Here is a 17,451-nt window from a genome sequence, read left to right as displayed (position 1 = left end):
ATCTTTATTACCTCTTGTAGCCTGATCCCCCCAGCCTTTTGCTCATGTTGGGGAAGATGAAGCCATGGAAGGGCAGGATGGAGTACCAGTAGAGACGGCCGAGAACACCCCGTGGACGAAATGTGGCGGTTTGGTAGAGCTTGTTGTCCTCCACCCTGAATTCAAGCCAGGCCTCTCCGGGAATTTTCATCTCGGCAAAGAGAAGGAGGCGGCCCTCGTCTCTGTCGGCGTAGAGTACTCGCCAGAAATCGAGGGCATCTCCTGTGGCGATATGATCCGGGTGGGTGCGTCCTCTTCGCAGGCCGACACCGCCAAATATTTTGTCGACAACTCCCCGTATACGCCAGAGCCAGTCGGCGCAGTACCAACCGGTATTGCCTCCTATTCGCCATATATTATTGAGACACGCCTCTCTGTCTTCTATTGTCTCTATCTGTTTATCGATAAAGCAACCAAAGGTGGGCACATCGATAAAATCAGAAATGCTCATCTTCAGCCCCCCGCTTGCGAAGGAGTCCTTCCAGCTTGATGGGATCTCCTTGCTCTCGATTTTTAAGAAGGCCCTTTCCAGTGCCTCCCGGTACGAGATGTTCTTGCTTGGAATAATCTTCTTAATGTCATTGCCGCGGCAGGTGACCTCCACTGTTATGCTGTCCACCAGTGACCTGGCTAGGGGGTAGGAGGTGGAGGTGAGAAAGTGCAGGCCGTATGAGGCCAGACGTGGTGTCATGAGAGGGACGGTGTATATTTTTCTCGTCAGACCACGTGTCTCAGCACAGATCAGAAGCATCTCCCGATAGGTGAGAATGTCCGGCCCGCCTATATCAAAGTTTTTATTATAGCTTGCCGGTAGAAAGAGGCATTCGGAGAGATAGGTGATGACATCGGTAATACAGATTGGTTGAGATTTGGTTTCAAGCCATTTGGGGCCAACGATCAGGGGGAGCTTTTCCACCAGGTCTCGAATGATTTCGAAGGGGGCGCTTCCCGAGCCGATAATAATTCCGGCTCGAAGGCTTGTCAGGTGGTAGTCTCCCCTTCGGAGTTCTTTTTCGACCATCTTTCTGGAGCGAAGGTGTTTAGAGAGTTTTTTCTGGTTGGCGATGCCACTGAGGTAGATAACCTGTTGAGCCTCTGTACCTTCGATTGCCCGGCGAAAATTATGAGCTGACTGGAGCTCCATCTCCTCGTAGTCGGAGGTAGCGGCCATGGAGTGGATGAGATAGTAGGCAGCTCCTATGTCGGTGGGGATAGTTTGCAGAGAGTCTTGATCGAGCAGATCTAATTGGATGACTTCGATATGGTCGAGCAATGATTTGGGAGGGTGGAACCTCTTGGGGTCCCGAACAGCACAGACAACTTGATGCCCCTTGATGATAAGGGCGGGCAGAAGCCTTTTGCCTATATATCCTGTTGCGCCTGTGAGGAGAATTCTCATTATGTCCCTCGTTTGCTGTTAGTTTTAGTCTATCTCGCATCTCGCATCTCGCATCTCGTATCTGTTTTTTCGCTTTTCGTCACTTCGCTACTACTGACAGCTGACAGCTGTAGTTCTCTTACAGCTTGATTTTTCTCGCTGTTCCTCTCGCTATCGCCATTCCGCTCGCCACTCGTTCGCCGCTATGCTGCTGACGCCACTCGTTGTCCTCGCTGCTACTCACTGCTACTCACTGCTACTTACTGCTGCTCCACTGCTACTTTTCGCTTTTCGTTTTTCACCAAAAAATCTCTGTGCACTCTGTGGTTAATTGTTTTTTTGTCCTCATCTATTTGATAACTGCCAGCTGTTGTTCTCCTACAGCTTTTCCTTATATACTTTAGGGTGCAAAAGTACTCGCAGGAGACCCTCTTTGATGATGATGTCTGAGAGCGCCATGTCGATAAATAGTTTCTGTTGATCTATCTGGGCGGTGATGGGCTTTATCTTCTCAAGTTTTAGGGGGAACTCCTTGCCGCTTAAGAGTAGGAGCAGGGCGTTACTGAGGGCATCACCATCTGAGGAGCCATTTTTGAGAACGGGTTTGATGAATATTTGTTTGCCTGCGGGGTCAAAGCGGAGAGTTGCCTCGGTGGAAAAATTAGTCTCTACCTCACCAACATTAAGGTGGATGACCTGGCTGCCAAGTTTGGTTCCCAGTTGGATATTGTGACCCTTCAGTTTGGTTTTGCAGGAGAGTATCTTGTTGCTGAGCTTGAGTTCGCTTATCTGGGCAATTTCGATGGTACCAGAGATGCTGTCGGAATTGGTAGGGATGGACAGTGGGATAATTTCCTGGAGAGCCTTTTCTATTACCGCCTCGGGGAGGTCAACGATAATGGGTGGGGTGCCTGGTTGGGCGTAGGCTGCTTGGCAAAAAGAGCAGAGGCTGATTGTCAGCAGGGCGATGTATTTCAGCATGGTGGTTCCTTTAAGGTAGAAGAGATCAATTATTTTAAAATCTAATAGTACAAAAGCTTTGTTAGAAGTGCAAATAGTTGTGAGGCTACTCCTCTCTTGGCGGCAGCTGTACTTCCTTTGCTTCGAAGTTTTCTTGACAGGGAGGCCCTGTCGCCATTATTACTTATCATAGTAGCTTTGTGATGAATGTAGTTATATAGCTTTGGCTATGGCAGCCTGTTTCTTTTCCTGGCCTTGTGGCAATTTTAGAATGGGGGACGTGATGACCTTAGGTGCATTATTAGGTTTACTTGTTGGTTTAGTTCTTATTTTATTGGTTATTCGCTCTGGACCTAAGGGTGGATCGAAGCGGAAAAATGGTGATCGTGCTGGGGGAAAAGGCCGTTCTGGGCGGGGTGGCGGCTCTGGCAGAGGAATGGGGTGATGGTTCTGACAGGGTCGAGTCTCTCCGGTAAAGATGCATGCATAAGTCCAAATAAAGATGACAGACAAACATTTTCTTCGGTAATAGGTGGTGTTGGTGTGGATTTTTATACTTGCCAAGTTTGATACTTTGTGTATAATGTAATGTTACTCTAAGGCGACGCATGATTGCGAAGCCTTTTTTTTTTTGCACCCCCAAAGGCTGGGGATGTACTTCTGACTAAGATTACCCAACCCCGCCTTTTTTGGCTATAGGACAACCAGGATGGAACAAAGTAAAATTCGTAACGTTGCTATTATCGCCCACGTTGATCATGGAAAAACAACCTTGGTTGATGAGCTTTTTAAACAGTCTGGTATGTTCAGAGATAACCAGGCAGTGTCCGAGCGTCTTATGGACTCCGGCGATATTGAAAAAGAGCGCGGAATTACCATTACCGCTAAAAACGGTTCATACCATTACGACGATCATATGATTAACATCATTGATACCCCAGGCCATGCCGATTTCGGTGGCCAGGTAGAGCGTGTTTTGCGTATGGCGGATGGAGCCCTGCTCCTCGTTGATGCTCAGGAAGGACCAATGCCACAGACCTACTTTGTTCTTAAGAAGGCCCTTGAGAACCATCTTCCTGTAATCGTGGTAATTAACAAAATTGACAAGCCAGCAGCTCGTTGTGACTGGGTTGTAGATCAGGTTTTCGACCTCTTTGTTAAGTTGAATGCCCCTGATCATATCCTTGACTTTCCTATTGTCTACGCCTCGGCGAAAGAGGGCTATGCCCTTCTTAATCCTGATGATGAGATCGTTGATGGTGGTAGTATGGAGTGTATCTCCAGGATGATCATCGAACAGACTCCAGCACCAGTGGGTTCTGTTGATGCTCCTCTGCAGATGCAGGTTGGTACCATTGATTATTCTCCATACCTTGGTCGTCTTGGCATTGGTAAAGTTGTGAATGGCACCATGACCATCAATCAACCCATTGCTGTGGCCCGTCGTGATGGATCTCTCACCCCTGTTCGTATCACCAAAATTTACCGTTTTGAGTGTGATGGCAAGGTGTCAATAGAGAGTGCCAGCGTTGGTGAAATTGTTGCTGTTGCCGGTATGGATGATGTAAACGTTGGTGTAACATTTACCGACCTTGCGAATCCAACCCCTCTGCCACTCATTGAGATCGATCCACCTACCATCTCCATGCATTTCATTCCAAACGATTCACCTTTTGCTGGTCGTGAAGGAAAGTATGTTACCTCACGTCATATTGGTGATCGTCTTGAAAAAGAGATTCTCTCCGATGTTGCCCTTCGCTATGAGCCTCTCACCGATGCTGTAGGTTTTAAGGTATCTGGTCGTGGTGAATTGCATCTTTCCATTCTTATTGAGAATATGCGTCGTGAAGGATTTGAGTTTCAGGTAACCCGTCCTCAAGTTATCATGCGCGAAGATGATAATGGTCAGGTACTTGAGCCATACGAAACCCTTACCGTTGACGTTGATGAACTCTATCAGGGACCGGTTATTGAGAAGCTTGGTAAATTGAAAGGTCAGATGGAAGAGATGACCCTTGCAAATGGCATGGTTCGTTTGATTTACAAGATTCCAACCCGTGGTCTTTTGGGTTATAAATCACAATTTATGACCGATACCAAGGGAATGGGCATGATGGCTTATGTCTTCTCCGAGTACGGTCCATATGCTGGTGATATTATTAACCGTGTGAACGGCGTTCTGATTGCAAAAGAGACCTGTGTAGCCGTAGCCTTCGCACTCTTCAACCTTCAGGATCGTGGTTACCTTATTGTTAAGCCGGGCGATCCCCTTTATGCGGGACAGATTGTTGGTGAGCATGCTCGTGCAGCTGATTTGGTTGTTAACCCAGCTAAGGGCAAGAAACTTACCAATATGCGTGCCTCTGGTTCCGATGAAGCCGTTATTCTTGTTCCAGCAAAGGCAATGACCTTGGAAGATTGTATTGCCTATATCAACGATGATGAGCTCGTTGAGGTAACTCCTCAGTCCATTCGTCTGCGTAAGAAGCCAGGCGTACGAATTCGTAGTTAGTATTCGCTGACTCCGTACTAGTGCTTTGTAGAGATTTAGATATCGTCAATATTGTTTAGCCATTTTGGTGCGCTACAAGGCACGAATGAAGGAGCATAGCAGCGCTATGTGACCGAATGAGAAACGAAGTCAGCGCGAGAAAAGGGCAAACAATATACGGTGGATAAAGTTTTACAGAGCACTAGTTAAGGGCTGAGAGGAATTTTCTTCTCAGCCCTTTTTTTATGTCCTCAAATTCTGAGAAAATGCTCTGAATTCGGCGAGTATTTTTTTGTGATCAAAGACAATTCCTGCAGGCAGGTCATCCCAGGAAAAGAGTTCTGCCCGGAGGGCATCGTCTCCACCTCGGGGCTGTTGTCCATCTCCTCTGGCAAAGAAAACGGTTGAGGCGGTGTGCTGGCGTGGGTCTCTGTCCGGGGCTGAATAGGTTCTAAACTGCTCTATCTCCTTTAGCTTTATCCCTGTCTCCTCCTCTGCCTCGCGCAATGCCGCTGTCTCAAAGGATTCACCGTAGTCGACAAAGCCGCCCGGAATGGCCCAACCATGAGGAGTGTTTTTTCTCTCTATCAGCACCACCTTTTCCTCTATTTCGATAATGATATCAACGGTGGGGATTGGATTTCTGTAGATAGTGATTGGTCCTTGGCAGTGTGGGCATTTCATATGCGTTCTCTCTTCGTTCTATATTTCGACAAGGTCTTGAATCTCCTGCCAATTGGAAACGGTGGTGAGACTATGTCGTCCCCTATTCCACGGTTGCTCAAATACCAGGGGGGTGAAGTTTTCACGGGCGAACTGGAGACAGGTATCGGCCCTGTCGTCAACAAAGTATTTTATGCCCCGCTCCCGTGCGTAGCGAACTTTGCCGTCGTGATCTCCCATGGCCACCAGATTGATTTTAGGCAGTATCTCTGCAGAAAAATGTCTCTCCAACCAGATCTCTACGGGCCTCTGGATGGGGCGGGCGGTGATAATGGTTGCGGAGTGCTTTTGGGCAATTTTGCTCAGGGTCTGGATGGCACCTGCCAGTGGCTGCAGTCTTGTGCTCATTGAGTCCTGCATGATCTCCATGAAAATGTCGTCGGCCATCTCCTTGCTCATGTTGAGGCATTCTTCCACGTCAAAATTGGTGATATCTTCAAGGTTAATGTGGATGTTGTGTTTTTCTTTGGCCAAGTTGATAAAGTATGAGGCGGTGTTGGCTATTACCCCATCAAAATCAAATCCTATCTCTCCTGCTGGAATTTGCATGTTTTTCTCTCTTTATATTTTCTACTTTTGTAGTGATTTTTCTGTTTTACGTTAGTCTTGTTATAGATTTCAGTTGTCAGTAGCAGCGGGGCGTAGCGAAGTGGCGAAAAGCGAAAAGCGAAAAACAAAAAGCAAAAAAAAGTTAACCACTGCAACCAAGCACACAGAGATCTTTTTGGTAAACTGCCACTGCCTAAAAGATAGCAGCGAAGTAGCGAAAGGCGAGAGGTAGAACGAGAAAAGCGAAAACAGTTAGCCGCTGGCAACCAAGTACACAGAGAAATAATATTAAAAGTCTTTAAAATTAAAATTTCATCTCTGTTTTTAGGCAGTTTAATTTAAAAAGTTTTTCTCTGTGCTCTCATTTTCCTCTGTGGTTAACATTTGCTGTTGCTGTTGCTGTTGCTGTTGCTGTTGCTGTTGCTGTTGCTGTTGCTGTTGCTGTTGCTGTTGCTGTTGCTGTTGCTGTTGCCCTTTCTGACAGCTCGCCATTCCGCGGTGCTCCACTGCTATAGCTCCAGTCTTAAAGCTTCTTTTCGGAGCACCTCAGATACTATAAGGGCATTTTCAGGACAGGCAATACCATGCTGCGTGGCAATTTCTAACAGAGCCACATTGATAGCCCTGATCTCAGTACTTCGTCCCGCCCTGATATCCTGGAGCATTGATGATATATTGTTTTCTGTTGCCCGGCAGACGGCCCGTACCTGCTCAAGGGGGTCTGGCGGCAGTTTTATACCAATTGCCCGGGCCACCTCTTCTGCCTCGGTCACGGCCCTTTTCATTCGTGCCTGCGCCTCGGGTCGTTTGAGTAGCTCGCCATTGGTGCAGTTGTAGATGGCTGTCAGGCCGTTAATGCCAATATTGACCAGGAGCTTAGACCAGACAACCTCCTCTATCGTCTTGCTCTCTTCGCTTTTTAGACCTGAACTGTTCAGTTCCGTAATAAGCTCTTTAAGAAGACGTTGGCTCTTCTCGGGGGCATTGGCAAGAAAGCCGATTTTAGTTATTCCCTGACCGGCATGATAGATATGGCCCGGCTCTACCAGGTAAGCGCCTTCGGTGGTGCTGGCAAAGGCGGCGCTTACATGATCGGGCCGGCGTGGTTGGAGATGACTGATGCCATTTTGCATAAAGAGGGCCAGGGAGCACCGCTCTAAAAGAGGTTGGCAAAACTGAAGGGATTGGCTCAGTGAGTAGGACTTGACACAAAAGATAAGGGCATCAATGTTGGTGAGGTTCCTGGGCTGGGAGATAAATTTCGGTCGGCAGATCTGTTTATCCTGCCGGTTTTGGTAGATGATTCCCGTTTGGTTCAGCCTCTCTGCCCGCTCCTGCCGATAATCAAGCAGGAGCGGCTCATTACCTGCCAAGGCAAGTTTTGAGGCGATGAGTAGGCCCATGGAACCCGGGCCGATAATAACAATTTTCATCTGTTTTTTGTCCTACTGATTTTCTACGGGAACTGCCTCTTCGATCAGAAGGTTATACTTATATGAATAACCAAAATCACGGTCAATGGTGACCTTTCCTTCAAGAACAAGGGTATCACCCTCCTGCAGGGTCTTGGCTGTTGTTAGCACCAGATCATGGGTGTTTTCCATGGGATTGCCACTACCATCCTGAATGTGGATCCAATTTTTCCCCAGAATACTCATATTGATCTTGGTGATCTTGCCCTGCACCCGAACTGTCTTGCCGACAAGTTCCTGCCGTTTGGCAAAGAGCTCCGCAACGGTATAGGCATTGTCGCCCTGAGCCTTCTCTATCTTTACCTCCTGATAGCTACTGACGGCCCCCTCGCTACCCGGTGATTCGTCCGTTTCCATCTTTTTCTGGGCCTTTTCTGCCTTAATGGCGCCGGCAAAAAGATCGCCACTCTCCGCAGTTGTGGCCTCTTCTGTGGTCAGTCCTGGTGAGAAGATGATGGTGGCAAAGGTCTTGTTAAGGGTCTTGCTGGTGAAGTTGGACATCACCATTCCCTTGATATAGTTTACCTTGCTGCCCTCTGTTACCTTGCTCTCTGGGATTGCTACCCAGATATCCTTGTTGCCCTCGTCCATGAGCATATAGGTGTAGCCACCTGAGTTCATAGTCTCTTTAATTATGCCATTATGTATTGCTCCGGCAAAACCTGTAGTTGAGATGATAAGGGAAAAAAATAGGAGGGAGGTGGTAAGAAGTGTCTTTACTGCTCTTTCTTGTTGTCCTGTCTGCATGATGCTACTCCTGTAATGTGAGTGGTCTTGGTTGGAGACCACTTTATTCAAATATCAACCTTAGATGAAAAATATCTACGAAGGTAAGTATAGACCTTGATATAAACAATGTTTGTGCTGACTTTTCAAACCACCTCTTATTCAGCCTCGATAAGAAAGGCGACATGCTCTTGGATCTTCCTGGTCCAGACGGCATAACCTCTTTCGGTGAGATGGATATTGTCCTGTTGAAAAATGTTTTCTGACTTTGCTGCTGTAAATACAGCATGCATATCAAGGAGGCAACTGCCCGTTTGTCTGGCAAGTAGGGCAATATCCCTGTTGACAGCCTCTATTTGTTCTGCAGTAATATGGGAAAGGTGCATGGGAAAAATATTTTCCAGCAAAATTTTGCTAGAGGGAAAATTCTTTCGGCAGAAAAGGATAATCTCCTGCAGGGACTGGTGAAAAGAGAGATCTTGCTGGTAGATATTATTGGTGCCGATAGAGATAAGGGTCAGGTCAGGTGGAGTAGCAGTGGTGAGCAGGGGCAGTCTGGCTAGAAGCTCATCTGTCCGTGCTCCAGGAATACCGAGACTTTCTATTTTGTGCTGTGGAATACGATCTGACCAGGGGGCACCGCCCTCTATGAGAGAATCACCGATAAATAGCAATTGAGCCATAATAACCTAAATAGTTGATGGGTACTACTGAAGGGCTTTCTTTTTTCTGCCCATATTCTCGTCTGCACCACTCTACAATTTTCTCGTCCAAAAGCCAATATGCAAGGGATGGATAAAATATGATGCCTGGCTCTGGCGATTTAGTTGGGAACTATTCTCACTTGTTTCTGGACAAGTGAGTTGATATAATTTATGTTGGTAGTATTGGTAATCATTACCAAACAGATGCTGTTCATTTTGAAATCCTATTCAATATTGCTGCTTTTAGGCGAGGAGAGGCTATCATGAGTTTGTTTAATAAGGTGAAGGTTGGCGAAAAAATTATTAGTCCAATTGATTGGGAAATGAGTCCGGATCTCTGCTTTGGCACCTATGAATCTTGGGGCGGTCGTGAGCGTGTGCGCAATAATGCTGAGTGTGTCTACTATTTTTTTGTTGATAATTGGGGTGATAAACCCAAACTTTGTCTGATGGAACGGGCGGTGAAACACGCCAAGGTCATAGCGGAGGTACTTGCCCCTCTTGTCATGTTGGAGCACTGTGTTGCCAGTCAGGGAGTTGCCTCTCGCTTTGAGCAAAGCTACCCTATTAACGAAGAGATTAAAGATTGGCTGCTTAAAAATGTTCTTGATGGTGGCAGGGAAGATCTTCTTATTCCCCTGGTTGATGAGGAGGGTGAGGGCGAGGATATGGGTGAGTCACTCCCTGAATTTACGGGTTTGGCCAGTTCAGAGGCTATAACGGAACTCCCTCGTGAATCGGCTATTATTAAGGATGATGAGATCGAAGGAATTATCAAAAAATGGAATTTTTATGATAGCAATATTAACCATTCTGGAGGCTTCGCTAGCAGGTTGTCGGCTTTCGGCGATGATGCGGTGGTTGACAGTGCTACAGGGCTGATGTGGCAGCGTGGAGGTCTGGATATTGCCTCTATCAGAACCATACAGCGTGGCATTGCTGAGCTTAATGAGCGAGGTCTTGCCGGTTTTCATGATTGGCGGCTCCCAAGCATGGAGGAGGCTATGTCACTTATGGAGCCTGGCAAAAATGGTAAGGATCTCTTTCTGCCCCTCTGCTTTTCCAAGCAGCAGCCTTTTATCTTTGTTGCCGCTCAGCGTAAGCCAGGTGGATATTGGTTTGTTGACTATAAGCAGGGGCGGGCCTTTTGGTCTTCTGGTACCATTCCCGGTGCTTTTGCCCGGCTTGTGAGGACTGTTTAAGCGATTGTAGTTGGTAAGCCATTGGTGCAGATAGAAAAGCAGGAACAGTGATATGGAGACCTCCCTTATTTCCCGTTACCTGCTTTTTGGGGTCTAGGGCAGAAAGAGCAGATACTAGATGCGAGCAGTGGAGCACCGCGGAATGGCGGATGCTAGAAAAAACCTAAAAACAGCAGCAACAGCAAATGTTAACCACTGCTTAGGAGAACACAGAGAAACTTTTTATATAAACTACAGAAAAGACAGCTTTAAGACTGGAGCTATCAGCTGTCAGAAAGAGCAGAGGCTAGAAAAGCCTAAAAAACAGCAGTGAAGCAGATCGGAATGTCGATTGCGCTAATAGCTTGATTTTTCTCGTTGTTTCTCTCTCTGTTGCTTTTTTAATAATTTCCTCTGTGCCCTCTGCCCTTCCTGCTTTTCGTCGTTCGCTTTTTACAAAAAAACTCTGTGTCCTCTGTGACCTCTGTGGTTAATTTTTTTTCTGCTGTTGCTGTTGCTGTTGCTGTTGCTGTTGCTGTTGCTGTTGCTTTTTCTAGCATCTAGCATCTAGCATCTAGCATCTAGCATCTCGTATCTGTTTTTCTCCGCCCTTTCCCTAAAAATTTAAGGCTGTTAAAAGTATAAAAATTGATTATAAGTCATATTCTTTACTTTTATTGAAGAGAATTAGCGTGTGCTATATGAGAAAGGGCCTGCATCAACAGATGTGCTGGTCTTTTTTTTTATGGGGTTTACTTGACTGTAGGTCCCTGGCTCTCCTTTTTACCTGTGAGGTGGTGTTCCATGAATGCGGGAGAAGAACTGTCTATGACCCTCAATCATCTTGTTGATATGAGCTGTGAAAAATTTGCTGCCCTGCCAGCCATTGGCATGGCTATGGCTCATCCTCTAACCTATGAGGAGATGCAGAGGAGGATTATTGCCCTTGCCGCCAGCCTGCAGGCAGAGGGGATAAAAAAGGGTGGCCGTATTGCAATCCTTGCTGAAAATTCCGATAGGTGGGGTGTAGTTTATCTTGCTGCTGTTCGAATAGGTGCCATTGTCGTGCCTATCCTGCCCGACCTGCCGGAAAGTGATGTGCATCATATCCTTTCCGAAATGAAGGTGGGGGCACTTTTTATCACCCATCGCCAGTTAGAGAAGGTCTATGATTTTAGTGGTTCCTTTCCAGAGTTAGTTGTAACCCTTGATGATAGTGATAGTTTTGCCGAAGTCTTTACCGTTACCTCCTATAGTACCTATCTTGAAAATGCCCTTGAAGGTTTGCAGGGGCAGGAGGGGGCACCTCATTTTCCTGAGGTGGAAGAAGATGATATTGCCTCTATTCTCTATACCTCTGGTACCTCGGGGTATTCAAAGGCAGTTATGCTTTCCCATGGAAATTTTAGTGCAAATGCTCATGCGGCTTCCGAGCTTGCCGAAATTGAACCTGGTGCTGTCTGGCTTTCCATCTTGCCCATATCCCATACCTATGAGTTTACCTGTGGTTTTATCTTGCCACTCCTCTGTGGGGCGCGTATAGCCTATGCGGGCAAGACCCCGACTCCTGCTATTTTGCAAAAACTCTGTCAGCACGAGAGGCCCTTTGCCATCTTTGCTGTGCCCCTTGTCTTAGAAAAAATTTATAAAAAACGAGTGCTGCCACAGATAGAGAAGAGTAAACTCCTGACCCTGATCTGTAAAACATCTCTTGGTCGTAATTTTATCTATAAAAGAATAGGGCGAAAGCTTATTGAATTTTTTGGTGGTAATCTGGGGATTATGGGGATTGGTGGAGCTGCCCTGAATCCTGAGGTCGCCCAGTTTTTAACAGATGCTCAGTTTCCATATCTCATTGGCTATGGTATGACCGAGGCTGCTCCTCTTATTGCCGGGGGACCCCTTGGTGATAAGACTATTGCCACCGGTTCAACGGGTAAACCTCTTCCCGGTGTGCAGGTAAAGATCGTTGATGGTGATGCTGAGACAGGGGTTGGCGAGATTCTTGCCCGTGGTCCAAATGTGATGCAGGGCTACTATAATGATAGGGAAGAGAGCGGCAGAGTACTGAGCGAGGATGGTTGGTTGTCCACGGGAGACCTTGGCCGTCTGGATGCCGCTGGTAATCTCCATATCAGTGGTCGTTTGAAAAATGTCATTGTTATGGCCAACGGTGAAAATGTTTATCCCGAGGTCATTGAACATAAGATAAATTCTTTCCTCTGGGTAGTGGAGAGCCTTCTCCTTGAAAAGGAGAATGGTCTGGAGGCATCGGTTTATCCCGATTATGAGTATGTCGACGAACAGACGAATGGGCAGTCCGGTGAGGAACGACGGCGGTTCATTGAGCATCTCCTGGAGGAGATGCGGATAGAGGTGAATGCGACCCTCTCCAGGTCTTCCCATATTGCCAGGATATTTGAAAGACGGGAGCCCTTTACCAAAACGGCGACCCATAAGATAAAACGCTATCTGTACGACACGTAATGCTATTCCTGGCCCGGGATGTTCCTGGGGCCTGTGGGGTCGAGAGGCTCGTGGGGGAGTGGCGCTTTATTTTTTCACCTTCTTTTGGGAGAGAGAGTGTGGAATTGTTAAAAAAGAGGAGAGAAGATGAAAAAGAAGATTTCTGCACTGGCCCTGATAAGCCTTATGGTGGCGGCAAACGCCTCTGCCTCAGGTTTTAGAATTCCAGAGCAATCTGTTGATTCCACGGCTAAGGCCGGTGCCAATATAGCCTCGTCTACCCGGGCCGATGCCACCTATTTTAACCCTGCCAATATGTCATGGCTGGAAGATGGGACCATGATTCAGGGTAACCTGACCTATATCCATCTCACCAAGAATGAGTACCATGGAGCTGATGGATATTCGTCTAATGCAGAGGATGAAAATTTTGTGATGCCCACCGGTTTTATCGTCTCCCCGTATTTTGGAGATTTTCGCTTTGGTATCTCCAATACCTCTCCCTATGGCCTTGCCAAGAGATGGAAGAATAATGCCGGAACTGGCTCTGCCCGCGAGTTTTCCATGGAGACCTTCGAGCTGAACCCCACCCTCTCCTATCGTATTAACGATAAGGTCTCTCTGGCCGGTGGAGTACGGATGATGTACGCCAATGCCACCATAAAAAATGTATTGTACGATATGGAGGGGGATACTATCGAGTGGGGCTATAATCTGGCCCTCTCTGTTCGTCCTGTGGAGAGTTGGAATATCTCGGCCACCTATCGTTCCAAGATTGATCTGAACTTTTCTGAGAGCGATGTACGCTTTAATCCTACAGCTAGTGGTCTCTTGCCCCCATCGGCTATAATATCGGCGTCCACTAGTGTGCCAGCACCTGCAGTCTTAGCCCTCAGTACCTCGTTTCAACCCCTTGAAAATCTGACCGTAGAACTGACCGTAGATAGAACATTTTGGTCAGCATACGATCAGCTTAATATTGTAACAAATCCAGCAGGTTATTCAAAATCTTTTCTGAAAGATTGGGATGATGGCAATGCCTACCGTCTTGGCCTTAGCTATGATCTTAACGATGCCCTGACCCTGATGGCTGGTTTTGCCTACGATGAGTGTCCGTCCCCCAATAGCACCGTGGGCTTTGAGCTCCCAGACGCACCTGCCTGGCTCTACTCCGTTGGCTTTCAGTATGCCATGACCGAGAACCTCGATGTAGGTATGGCTGTCCTCTATGACTACAAAGAAGAAAGAGATGTTAATCATCCAGGCATTGGCGCTGTTGGTGAATTTACCAATGGTGGTGCCTTCTTGGTTAGCACTGGCCTGAATTATCGTTTTTAGGAAAAGACAGATACGAGCAGTGAAGCATCGCGGAATGGCGGATGCTAGATACTAGAAAAAACTTAAAGGCAGAAATATTTTCTTAGAGGCAATGCCTTGTTGATTCGTAGATAATGGGTTGAAATGGGCAGGGTCCACTCCTCCTCTTGGTAAGGGGAGGCTGGGAGGGGTTTGTCGAAAAAGCCTTAAAGAGATAATTTATCAGCTATATTTTTCAAGTAGTTGTCCAATAAAAAAGGAGCTGATCTCTTTCGAGGTCAGCTCCTTTTTTTGTTGCCCTTAATAGTTGGCTTTTAAAATCAACTACAGAGTCCACAGAGTCCACAGAGTCCACAGAGTCCACAGAGTCCACAGAGTCCACAGAGTCCACAGAGTCCACAGAGTCCACAGAGTGTTTTTTGTGAAAAGATTAACTGCTTGAACTTCTGTCGGAGAGAGGTTCATCATTTCGCTAGAGCTTCACAGTCAAAGTTTTTTGGTTCTTTACCTAAAAAGTCTTTCTCTGTGTTCTCCTTCTCTCTGTGGTTAATCGCTTTTTGTTTGTCTCAATTCCTCACTAAGAGCATTCTCAGGACGAAAAGACTGTTGCACATAGGTTGAGCCCGTCGGTATCAGTCCCCGGATCTCCGCTAAATCAGCCTCATCCAAAAAGGCCTCGACATAGGTGGTCCGGAAGAGGTGCTCAACACCAGATTTGGCAATGATCTCCATGCTCTGCTCTATGTGCTCAAGATTAACCTTGACCCCGCAAAGCCGAGAGTATTTAGCTGCCGGGGCCTTAACATCCATGGCCACAAAATCAATGAGGCCCTGATCGAGCAGCTTTTCCAATACTTCTGGATGGCTGCCATTGCTATCGAGCTTGATTTTATACCCCATCTCTCTGATCTGGCAGATAAAGGAACCAAGATCAGCCTGCAGGGTGGGTTCACCACCGGTAATGACTACCCCGTCGAGCTTTCCCTGTCTCTCCCGTAACCAGGAGAGGACCTCTTCTACCTCGATCTCTTCACTCCCCTGCATGGGCAATAGGTTCCCATTGTGGCAGAAGGGGCAACGATAGTTGCATCCCTGAGTGAAGATGATGGCAGCGGGTACTCCCGGATAGTCAGAGAGGGTGAATTTTTGTAGACCACCTATACGCATTATTTACCGACCTTGAAATGAGAGCGTTGTTTGAATTCTGCCTTTTTGCCATCGTTCCACTGTTGTACGGGGCGAAGATAGCCCACAACCCGTGAGTAAATCTCCGTTGGGCCATCACAGGTGGGGCATTTTTCAACTTCCCCTAACAGGTAGCCATGCTCAGGGCAGATGGAGAATGAAGGGCTGATGGTAAAATATGGAATCTGGTAGTTATTGCAGATAGATTTGACAAATGCTTTTACTGCCACTGGATCAGGTGCTGCCTCACCGAGGAAGATATGCTGTACAGTACCGCCTGTATATTTGGTCTGGAGGTTATCCTGCAGATCAAGGATCTTGTAAATATCATCGCTGTAGTTGATGGGCAACTGGGTCGAGTTGGTGTAGATGGGGGTGCTGCCATCGTCGGTGCAGAGAGCTGTCTTCATTTCAGGAAAACGTTTCTTGTCTATCTGGGCCAAACGAAAACCGGTGCCCTCGGCAGGGGTTGCCTCAAGGTTGTAGAGATTCCCTGTTTCTGTTTGGAATTGCTGGAGTTTTTCTCTGATATAGTCGAGGATATCCGTGGCAAATTTATTGCCTTCAGGGTCGCCGATATTATGGCCGACAACGCCGATACAGGCCTCATTGGCACCGATAACGCCGATGGTGGAGAAGTGGTTTTCCCAATATTTTTGGAAACGATTGTGAACCTGACGCAGATAATACTTGGTGTATGGGTAGAGTCCCTTGGCAGTGTAGTCTTCGAGCACCTTACGTTTAATCTCAAGACTGGTACGGGCAATCTCTAACTGGTGGTCAAGTCGGGTGAAAAATTCTTCTTCGCTGTTACTTTGCTGGCCAAGTGCCACCAGGTTCATGGTCACAACACCGATGGAACCGGTGAGTGGATTGGCACCAAAGAGACCACCACCACGTTTTTCCAGTTCGCGGGTATCAAGACGAAGGCGACAGCACATGGAACGGGCATCGTCAACGGAGAGGTCCGAGTTAACAAAGTTGGCAAAATAGGGGATGCCGTATTTTGCCGTGACGCTCCAGAGCTTGTCCAGGCTCTTGTCGTCCCAGTTAAAATCTTCAGTGATATTGTAGGTCGGAATAGGGAAGGTGAAAACACGGGCATTGGCATCACCTTCGGACATAACCTCGAGGAAGGCCTCGTTGATCATGTTCATCTCCACCTGATAATCACTGTAGCAGTTCTCCTGGTCTACGCCACCAATCTTAGCTGGCTCATCACGTAGGGTGGAGGGTGGTTGCAGATCCATGGTCAGGTTGGTGAAGGGTGTTTGAAAACCAACCCGGGTAGGTACGTTCAGGTTAAAGATAAACTCCTGTACGGCTTGTTTAACCTCCTTGAAGGTTAAACCGTCCTTGCGGATAAAGGGGGCGAGCAGGGTATCAAAACTTGAAAAAGCCTGGGCACCGGCAGCTTCTCCCTGCAGGGTGTAGAAAAAGTTTACCACCTGACCCAGGGCGCTTCGGAAGTGTTTTGCCGGAGCAGATGCAGCCTTGCCTGCTACTCCACGAAAACCGTTTTTAAGAAGATCCTGAAGGTCCCAGCCAACGCAGTATACCGACAGCAGGCCAAGATCATGGATATGGAGATCACCCTGCTCGTGGGCATCACGCACCTCTGGTGGGTAGATGCGGTGCAGCCAGTAGTTCTTGCTGGTTTCGTTGGCAATATAGTTATTGAGACCCTGAAGGGAGTAGGCCATATTGCTGTTCTCGTTTACCTGCCAATCAAGACGCTCAAGGTAGTTGTCAATGAGCTGAATATCCGCCTGCTCAATCATCTGCCGGCGTCGTTTTTGCTGATCGCGGTAGAGAATATAAGATTTGGCTGTTTTTCTATGGGGAGAGGCGAGAAGTACCTCCTCCACCAGATCCTGGAGCTGTTCAACTTCTGGTGTCTCAGGCAATACCTCATAGGCGAGGGTGAGAACACGAATAGTTAGACGGCGCGCCTCGTCCTGGGCAAATTCCTCTGTGGCAAGACCTGCTTTCTCGAGGGCGGCGGTTATCTTGGCAGACTCAAAGGGAACAATATTACCAGTTCTTTTTTTAACATGGGTAAAGACTACAGGACGGAGAGAGGCGGTATGCGCTGACATAATTATTTTTCCTTGAAGGTGTAGGTAAGGGTTGATATTGGCAGCCGGGATGTTCAGGTCTTGCTGTTATCATGGTGAAAAAGTCGTGCTACTCAAGATAACAAGCCTGCTTTTTATCGATGCCCTGGCCTTTTTGTATGTTGTTGTTTGCCGTGTCTGAC

At 47.3% G+C, this 17,451-nt stretch carries 15 protein-coding genes; 5 read left to right on the top strand and 10 right to left on the bottom strand.

Annotated elements, in window-relative coordinates:
- Positions 1-7 precede the first annotated feature (7 nt).
- Together DP_RS00360 and DP_RS00355 are read right to left on the bottom strand one after the other, a co-directional pair.
- On the bottom strand, positions 8-1,438 hold the full coding sequence (locus DP_RS00360; RefSeq protein ID WP_011187322.1) for an SDR family oxidoreductase: 1,431 nt from the start codon (positions 1,436-1,438) through the stop codon (positions 8-10).
- 357 nt (positions 1,439-1,795) lie between these two features.
- Positions 1,796-2,398, bottom strand: a complete 603-nt coding sequence (locus tag DP_RS00355) for a hypothetical protein (protein WP_011187321.1) — start codon at positions 2,396-2,398, stop codon at positions 1,796-1,798.
- 688 nt (positions 2,399-3,086) lie between these two features.
- On the opposite strand from DP_RS00355, the gene typA reads away from it, so the two are divergent.
- Complete coding sequence (gene typA / locus DP_RS00350; protein WP_011187319.1) at positions 3,087-4,889, top strand: translational GTPase TypA; 1,803 nt, start codon at positions 3,087-3,089, stop codon at positions 4,887-4,889.
- Between the two features lie 222 nt (positions 4,890-5,111).
- On the opposite strand, the gene DP_RS00345 is transcribed toward typA, so the two are convergent.
- From DP_RS00345 to DP_RS00325, 6 genes are all read right to left on the bottom strand, one after another.
- Positions 5,112-5,552: an NUDIX domain-containing protein gene (locus DP_RS00345; protein WP_011187318.1), complete on the bottom strand. Its 441-nt coding sequence runs from the start codon at positions 5,550-5,552 to the stop codon at positions 5,112-5,114.
- 18 nt (positions 5,553-5,570) lie between these two features.
- Positions 5,571-6,140, bottom strand: coding sequence for a 5' nucleotidase, NT5C type (locus DP_RS00340; RefSeq protein WP_011187317.1), 570 nt, complete (start codon positions 6,138-6,140; stop codon positions 5,571-5,573).
- A gap of 333 nt (positions 6,141-6,473) precedes the next feature.
- Positions 6,474-6,632: a hypothetical protein gene (locus DP_RS17775; protein WP_156792162.1), complete on the bottom strand. Its 159-nt coding sequence runs from the start codon at positions 6,630-6,632 to the stop codon at positions 6,474-6,476.
- A gap of 17 nt (positions 6,633-6,649) precedes the next feature.
- Positions 6,650-7,573 (bottom strand): ketopantoate reductase family protein, encoded by a 924-nt coding sequence (locus tag DP_RS00335; RefSeq protein WP_011187316.1) that lies wholly within the window; start codon positions 7,571-7,573, stop codon positions 6,650-6,652.
- 12 nt (positions 7,574-7,585) lie between these two features.
- A complete protein-coding gene (locus DP_RS00330; protein ID WP_041277427.1) occupies positions 7,586-8,359 on the bottom strand; it encodes a hypothetical protein in 774 nt (257 codons plus the stop codon).
- Between the two features lie 137 nt (positions 8,360-8,496).
- Positions 8,497-9,021: an SGNH/GDSL hydrolase family protein gene (locus DP_RS00325; RefSeq protein WP_011187314.1), complete on the bottom strand. Its 525-nt coding sequence runs from the start codon at positions 9,019-9,021 to the stop codon at positions 8,497-8,499.
- A 284-nt stretch (positions 9,022-9,305) separates the two neighbouring features.
- Between DP_RS00325 and DP_RS00320 the strand changes: the two genes are divergently transcribed.
- From DP_RS00320 to DP_RS00305, 4 genes are all read left to right on the top strand, one after another.
- Positions 9,306-10,244 carry an Lcl C-terminal domain-containing protein gene (locus tag DP_RS00320; RefSeq protein WP_011187313.1) on the top strand — a complete coding sequence of 313 codons (939 nt, stop codon included), beginning with the start codon at positions 9,306-9,308 and terminating at the stop codon, positions 10,242-10,244.
- A gap of 142 nt (positions 10,245-10,386) precedes the next feature.
- On the top strand, positions 10,387-10,557 hold the full coding sequence (locus DP_RS00315) for a hypothetical protein (protein ID WP_156792161.1): 171 nt from the start codon (positions 10,387-10,389) through the stop codon (positions 10,555-10,557).
- Positions 10,558-11,027: 470 nt separating this feature from the next.
- On the top strand, positions 11,028-12,710 hold the full coding sequence (locus DP_RS00310) for an AMP-binding protein (protein ID WP_041277425.1): 1,683 nt from the start codon (positions 11,028-11,030) through the stop codon (positions 12,708-12,710).
- Positions 12,711-12,836: 126 nt separating this feature from the next.
- Positions 12,837-14,027: an OmpP1/FadL family transporter gene (locus DP_RS00305; RefSeq protein ID WP_011187311.1), complete on the top strand. Its 1,191-nt coding sequence runs from the start codon at positions 12,837-12,839 to the stop codon at positions 14,025-14,027.
- Between the two features lie 525 nt (positions 14,028-14,552).
- Here the strand turns inward: DP_RS00305 and DP_RS00300 are convergent.
- Together DP_RS00300 and DP_RS00295 are read right to left on the bottom strand one after the other, a co-directional pair.
- Entirely contained in the window at positions 14,553-15,173 is a 621-nt protein-coding gene (locus DP_RS00300; protein ID WP_011187310.1) for an anaerobic ribonucleoside-triphosphate reductase activating protein, read from the bottom strand.
- Positions 15,173-17,290, bottom strand: a complete 2,118-nt coding sequence (locus DP_RS00295; RefSeq protein ID WP_011187309.1) for a ribonucleoside triphosphate reductase — start codon at positions 17,288-17,290, stop codon at positions 15,173-15,175. The genes DP_RS00300 and DP_RS00295 overlap by 1 nt, the downstream gene beginning before the upstream one ends.
- Positions 17,291-17,451 lie beyond the last annotated feature (161 nt).

Source organism: Desulfotalea psychrophila LSv54 (assembly GCF_000025945.1).
GTDB lineage: Bacteria > Desulfobacterota > Desulfobulbia > Desulfobulbales > Desulfocapsaceae > Desulfotalea > Desulfotalea psychrophila.
The sequence above is the reverse complement of the archived record's forward strand: the minus strand, read 5'-3'. Positions and strand labels throughout refer to the sequence as shown.